Origin of the sequence: Falsiroseomonas oryzae, from assembly GCF_027856955.1 — a bacterium.
Taxonomy (GTDB): Bacteria; Pseudomonadota; Alphaproteobacteria; order Acetobacterales; family Acetobacteraceae; genus Falsiroseomonas; species Falsiroseomonas oryzae.
In genome coordinates this window covers 1-5,545 of the sequence record NZ_JAPSMD010000355.1, presented here as the reverse complement: position 1 = coordinate 5,545, position 5,545 = coordinate 1, and the positions used below count along the sequence as shown (strand labels likewise).

7 protein-coding genes are annotated in these 5,545 nt (G+C 71.7%); 5 read left to right on the top strand and 2 right to left on the bottom strand.

Annotated features, from left to right (window positions below; all coding sequences use genetic code 11):
* The 4 genes from OZN99_RS24195 to OZN99_RS24180 all read left to right on the top strand — a co-directional run.
* Positions 1-502, top strand: a 502-nt coding sequence (locus OZN99_RS24195; protein ID WP_270937808.1) for a PhnD/SsuA/transferrin family substrate-binding protein, incomplete at its 5' end; no start/stop codon positions are given.
* A complete protein-coding gene (gene phnE, locus OZN99_RS24190) occupies positions 499-1,392 on the top strand; it encodes a phosphonate ABC transporter, permease protein PhnE (protein ID WP_270937807.1) in 894 nt (297 codons plus the stop codon). The genes OZN99_RS24195 and phnE (OZN99_RS24190), both read left to right, overlap by 4 nt.
* A complete protein-coding gene (gene phnE / locus OZN99_RS24185; RefSeq protein ID WP_270937806.1) occupies positions 1,389-2,237 on the top strand; it encodes a phosphonate ABC transporter, permease protein PhnE in 849 nt (282 codons plus the stop codon). The genes phnE (OZN99_RS24190) and phnE (OZN99_RS24185) overlap by 4 nt, the downstream gene beginning before the upstream one ends.
* 33 nt (positions 2,238-2,270) lie before the next feature.
* The gene (locus OZN99_RS24180) at positions 2,271-2,567 is read left to right on the top strand and encodes a hypothetical protein (RefSeq protein WP_270937805.1); all 297 of its coding nucleotides are present in this window, start codon (positions 2,271-2,273) and stop codon (positions 2,565-2,567) included.
* On the opposite strand, the gene OZN99_RS24175 is transcribed toward OZN99_RS24180, so the two are convergent.
* The gene (locus OZN99_RS24175) at positions 2,533-3,276 is read right to left on the bottom strand and encodes an OmpA family protein (RefSeq protein ID WP_270937804.1); all 744 of its coding nucleotides are present in this window, start codon (positions 3,274-3,276) and stop codon (positions 2,533-2,535) included. The two genes, OZN99_RS24180 and OZN99_RS24175, sit on opposite strands and share 35 nt — an antisense overlap.
* 144 nt (positions 3,277-3,420) lie before the next feature.
* Here OZN99_RS24175 and OZN99_RS24170 point away from each other — a divergent pair, with 144 nt between their 5' ends.
* Positions 3,421-4,878, top strand: a complete 1,458-nt coding sequence (locus tag OZN99_RS24170) for an NADP-dependent isocitrate dehydrogenase (protein WP_270937803.1) — start codon at positions 3,421-3,423, stop codon at positions 4,876-4,878.
* Between the two features lie 13 nt (positions 4,879-4,891).
* Here OZN99_RS24170 and OZN99_RS24165 read toward each other — a convergent pair.
* The coding region (locus OZN99_RS24165; protein ID WP_408611920.1) for a LytR C-terminal domain-containing protein at positions 4,892-5,545 on the bottom strand (654 nt) is incomplete at its 5' end.

Here is a 5,545-nt window from a genome sequence, read left to right as displayed (position 1 = left end):
CCTGGCCTGGGCCGACCCGAACTCCACCTCCGGCTTCCTGGTGCCGCGCAGCGAGCTGCGCGAGGCCGGCATCAACATCGACACCTTCTTCAGCCGCACCGGCTTCGCCGGCGGGCACGAGCAGGCGATCGTCGCGGTGCTGAACCGCCAGTACGACGCCGGCGTCACCGCCAGCTCCGCGCTCGGCGAGGAGAGCCAGGGCTTCACCCGCGGCAACTTCCGCCTGATGGTGGACAAGGGGATGCTGCGCATGTCGGACATCCGCATCATCTGGCGTTCCCGCCCGATCCCCGGCGGGATGATCGCCGCGCGGGCCGACCTGCCGCAATCCTTCAAGGACGACATGCGCGCCTTCCACATGGCGCTGCCCTCGGCCCATCCCCGCATCTACGAGCAGATCGAGCGCGGTGGCGGCGCGGGCTACGCGCTGGCGACGCATGCGATGTACGAGCCGATCCTCGCCATGGCACGCCAGGAAGCCGCCGCCCGACGACAGCGATGAGCTCCGCGACGCTCGCCTCCCCCATCGTCGTCGCCTTCGAACGGCGGCGGTCGGAGCTGCTTGCGCAGCGCCGCCGCGCGACACTGCTGTATGGCGGGCTGCTGCTGGTCGCGCTGCTCGTCGCCGCCTGGGTCAGCGAGGTCAGCCCGGCCCGCCTGGCGGACGGCCTGCCGCGCTTCGGCGAGTATTTCGCGCAGACCCTGCCGGACCTGCGCTGGCAGCACCTCTTCGCCGGCCCGCGGCAGGAAGGCTCGATCGCCTACTGGTTCTACCGGCTGGACCAGTGGGCGCTGCTGCTGCTGGAGACGGCGAACATCGCCGCCTTCGCCACGCTGATCGGCGCCGTCATCGCCTTCGCGCTGTCCTTCCTGGCGGCTCGCAACGTGGCGACGCGGCCCTGGTTGGCGGCGGGCGTGCGGCGCTTCCTCGAAGCCTGCCGCACCGTGCCGGAGATCGTCTATGCGCTGATCTTCGTGTGGGCCTTCGGCGTCGGGCCGCTGGCGGGCATCCTGGCCATCGCCATCCATTCCATCGGCGCGCTGGGCAAGCTCTTCGCCGAGGTGATCGAGAACGCCGACCTCGGCGCGGCGGACGGCGTGAAATGCGCCGGCGGCAACTGGGTGCAGCAGATGCGCTTCGGCATCCTGCCGCAGGTCGCGCCCAACCTGCTCAGCTACGCGATCCTGCGCTTCGAGATCAATGTGCGCGGCGCCAGCGTGATCGGCTTCGTCGGCGCCGGCGGCATCGGGCAGGAGCTCTACGCCGTCATCGCGCAGAACTACTACGAGGAGATCAGCGCCATCGTGGTGCTGATCGTGCTGACCGTCGCGCTGATCGACCTCGGCTCCGAGCGGCTGCGCCGGGGCCTGACCGACGGGGGCCGCGCATGACGCCGGAGCAGGTCGCGCTGGCGCGCGCGCGGGTGCCGGCCGCCTTCGCCGACCCGCTGCCCAGGCGCCTGCTGCGCTGGGGCCTGTGGCTTGCGCTGATCGCCTGGATCGCCGCCTGCTGCTGGGTGTTCGACATCACGCCGCAGCGCATCGCCAACGGGATGGGCAATCTCGGCGTGATCGTCGGGCTGATGATCCCGCCTTCGCCCGGCGAGCACTGGGACGAGATCGCGCTGTCGCTGGCGCAGACCGTCGCGATGGCCTTCCTCGGCACCTTCGTCGCCGCGCTGCTGGCCGTGCCACTGGGCTTCCTCGGCGCCGGCAACGTGGTGACCAACGCGCTGTTCCACTTCTCGCTGCGCCGGGTCTTCGACGGCTTCCGCGGCGTGGACCAGCTGATCTGGGCGCTGGTCTTCGTCCGCGCCGTCGGCCTCGGCCCGCTGGCCGGCGTGCTGGCCATCGCGGTGGCCGACATCGCGGTGCTGGCGAAGCTCTACGCCGAGGCGATCGAGAATGCGGAGAGGCGGCAGGTGGAAGGCGTCCGCGCCGTCGGCGCGCGGCCGTCGCTGGTCGTTCGGTTCGGCCTGCTGCCGCAGGTCTTCCCGGTGATGCTGGCGCAGGCGCTGTATTTCGTGGAGAGCAACACGCGCTCCGCCTCCGTCCTCGGCATCGTCGGCGCCGGCGGCATCGGGCTGTCCATCGCGGAACGCATCCGCATTCGTGCCTGGGACGAGGTGGCCTTCATCATCATCCTGCTGCTCGTCACCGTCGCGCTGATCGACCTGCTGTCCGCGCGCGTGCGGGAGAGGCTGATCGGCAGCCGCGAGGGACTGGCGGCCCACTGAACCGGACGCTGCGGGTGACGTTCGGGGCGCATCATGATGCTCCAGCTCGACCCGCCGCTGCCGATGACGACGCCCCGGGGCGCGGGGCTGGCGCATTTCGTCATCGACTACGGACCCGAGACCCACCTGATGTGGGTGGTTTTCCTGGACGCGGACGGCACCTGCCGGGCCGTTCCCAACCCCGAGGTGCGCATGGCGCCGAACTGGAGCATGGGCCGGCGCCCTGCGGCGACCGGCCCGCTGCACATGCCGCCGCAGGGCGGCAACGGCGCCGTCCGGCCGGCCAATCGCATCCTCAGCGTTCCAGCAGGAACTCCACCCGCCGGTTGAGCGCGCGGCCCTGCTCCGTCTCGTTCGGCGCGACGGGATCGACCTCACCGCGACCCTCGACCACCACGGCCGGCATCGCCGCCTGGCCGACCCGCTCCTCCAGCCAGCGCTGAACGGATCGCGCGCGACGCAGCGACAGGTCACGGTTCATCGCCGCGTCACCCACGGAGTCGGTGTGCCCGACGATGCGCAGCGCCTGCGGCCGCAGCGTACGGATCAGCTCCGCCACCTCCGCCAGGCCTTCGGCGGCTTCCGGCCGCAGCCGATCGGCGCCGGAGGGGAACAGCACGTCGCCCGAAAGGTTCAGCGCGACGCCGCGCGCGGTCTCCCGGCGGGTCAGCTGAGCACCCTTCGGCGTCGGTGTGGCGGACACCTGCTCCACGCGGATCTGCCGGCCATCGGTCGCGATGCGCGGCAGGGGCCCGTCGCCAAGCAGAGCCCAGCGCAGGTCCAGCGTGTCCCCGCGCAGGCTGACGCGGGCGCCGGGTGCAAGTTCCGCCCGGATCTCGCTGGTCCCGCCCTGCACCTCCAGGCTGCGACAGCCGCCGGTGAAGGCGAGCTGGTTGCGCTCGCCGCGCACCACCACGTCGCGCCCGGCGCAGTCGATGGTGCGCGACAGCGCGTTGCCCTCCACGATCAGCGGGCCGAGGCCCTGCGCCAGGACCGGCCACGCGCCGAGCAGAAGAAGCATCGTCAGGGCGGGACGCATGGATGGCTCTCCATCTTGGTGCCCCGGAGAACGCGGCCCGACGAGGACGGTGCGGCGGCTCGCGTGAAGGTCACGCCAATCGATTTTGCATTGCAACATGCGTATAGGGCGGCGCGAGGAAGGCTGAGCCAAAGAGGGCCCCGGATGGACGCCACCCCCGCAGACACCACCGCGCGCACCCGCGTCACCGCCATTGCCGGCGACGGCATCGGGCCAGAGGTGATGCGCGCCACGCAGCAGATCCTCGCCGCCGCCGGCGCGCGGCTGGAGTGGGAGGAGGCGCTGGCCGGCGCCGAAGCCTTCCGCAAGGGCATCTCCTCCGGTGCGCCGCAGGAGACGCTGGATTCCATCGCGCGCAACGGCGTGGCGCTGAAGGGCCCGCTCGAGACGCCGGTCGGCTATGGCGAGAAGTCGGCCAACGTCACCCTGCGCAAGATCTTCGAGATGTACGGCAACATCCGCCCGGTGCGGGAACTGCCCGGCATCCGCACGCCCTTCACCGGGCGCGGCATCGACTTCGTCGTGGTGCGCGAGAACGTCGAGGACGTCTATGCCGGCGTCGAGCACATGCAGACGCCGGGTGTCGCGCAGACGCTGAAGCTGATCACCGAGGTCGGCTGCGAGCGCATTGTCCGCCTCGCCGCGGCGCTGGCGCAGGCCGAGGGGCGGAAGAAGGTCACCGTCTCGACCAAGGCGAACATCATGAAGCTCACCGAGGGCATGATGAAGCGCGTCGGCGAGCAGGTACTGAAGGAGTACCCGGACCTCGTCCACGAGCACATGATCGTGGACAACTGCGCGCACCAGATGGTCATCCGGCCAGAGCAGTTCGACGTCACCGTCATGACCAACATGAACGGCGACATCCTGTCGGACCTCGCGGCGGGGCTGGTCGGCGGCCTCGGCGTCGCGCCTTCGGCCAATCTCGGCGACCAGGTCGCGATGTTCGAGGCGGTGCACGGCTCCGCCCCGCAGATCGCCGGCAAGGGCCTGGCGAACCCGACGGCGCTGCTGCTCTCGGCCGTGATGATGCTGCGCCACATCGGCGACTTCGCCACCGCGTCGACGGTGGAGCACGCGCTCTATGTCACGCTGGAGGAGGGCAAGGACCTGACGGGCGACATCGCGCCCGCCGGCCAGGGCGGCTCGACCGGCGCCTTCGTGGACCGCGTGATCGCGAATCTGGGCCGGCAGAGCGAGAAGGTGCCGGTGCGCGAGTACCGGTCCATCGCGATGAAGAAGTGGCCGGCGATCACCTGGTACCGCGCGGCGACGACGCGCGAGCTGGTCGGCGTGGACGTCTTCGTGGAGTCCGAGCGCGACCCGCGCGCCATCGGCATCACGCTGGCCGCCGCGGCGGAAGGCTCCGCCTTCACGCTCGAGATGATCTCCTCCCGCGGCGCCCAGGTCTGGCCAGATCTCGGCGGCAACACCTTCCTCGTGGACCATTTCCGCGCGCGCTTCATGTTCAAGGAGCCACCGAAGGGCAACGGCATCGCCGAGATCACCGACCTGCTGCAGCGCATCGGCCGCCAGCACAACTGGATGCACATCGAGAAGCTGCAGCGCTTCGACGGCGCGGACGCCTACAGCAAGGCGTGACGCCGGCGCGCAGTCAGTTCGCCGGCAGCCAGACTTCCAGGGTCTGCGGCGGTGGCTGGGGCAGGAAGGCGCGGAAATCCTGGATGGCCCAGCCGCGGCCGAGCCTGCCCGCCAGGCGCGCGGCGGCCGCCTGGTCCTCCTCGTGGAAATAGCGCACCACGGGCGTCGAGGGCACGAAGGGCGCGGCGCGCACCGCCGTCACCTCGAAGCCGGCGCCACGCAGGGCCTGTGCCGTCTCCTCGGCGGCGGCGGCACCGGGCGGCGAATTGGCGCGGTGATGCACGAAGACGCGGAGGCCGCGCGGCGCAGGCTCCGGCGGTGGCGGGGCGGGCGGCGGTGTGACGGCCGGAATGGCAACGGCGGTGCCGCCACTGGCCGTGGGCGGGAGCGGCAAGCCGGGTCCGCTCGCGAGGTTGTCGGGCACGGCCTTCCGGCCTGGCACCGTGCGGCGCCGTTCCTCCGCTTCCAGGCGAAGCGCCGCGACCTCCTCCTCCAGCCGCTGGCGCGCCGTGCGCAGCGCAGCCAGTCGTGCTTCCTCCTCGGCGATCTCGGCACGCCGCGTCGCCGTGACGTTCTCGGCTTCCAGCGCGACGGCCGGCGCGCGGATGGCGGTCGGCGGCAGGCCGGCGCCCGGCGGGCGCGACGGCGGCGGGCCACCTGGGCCCCC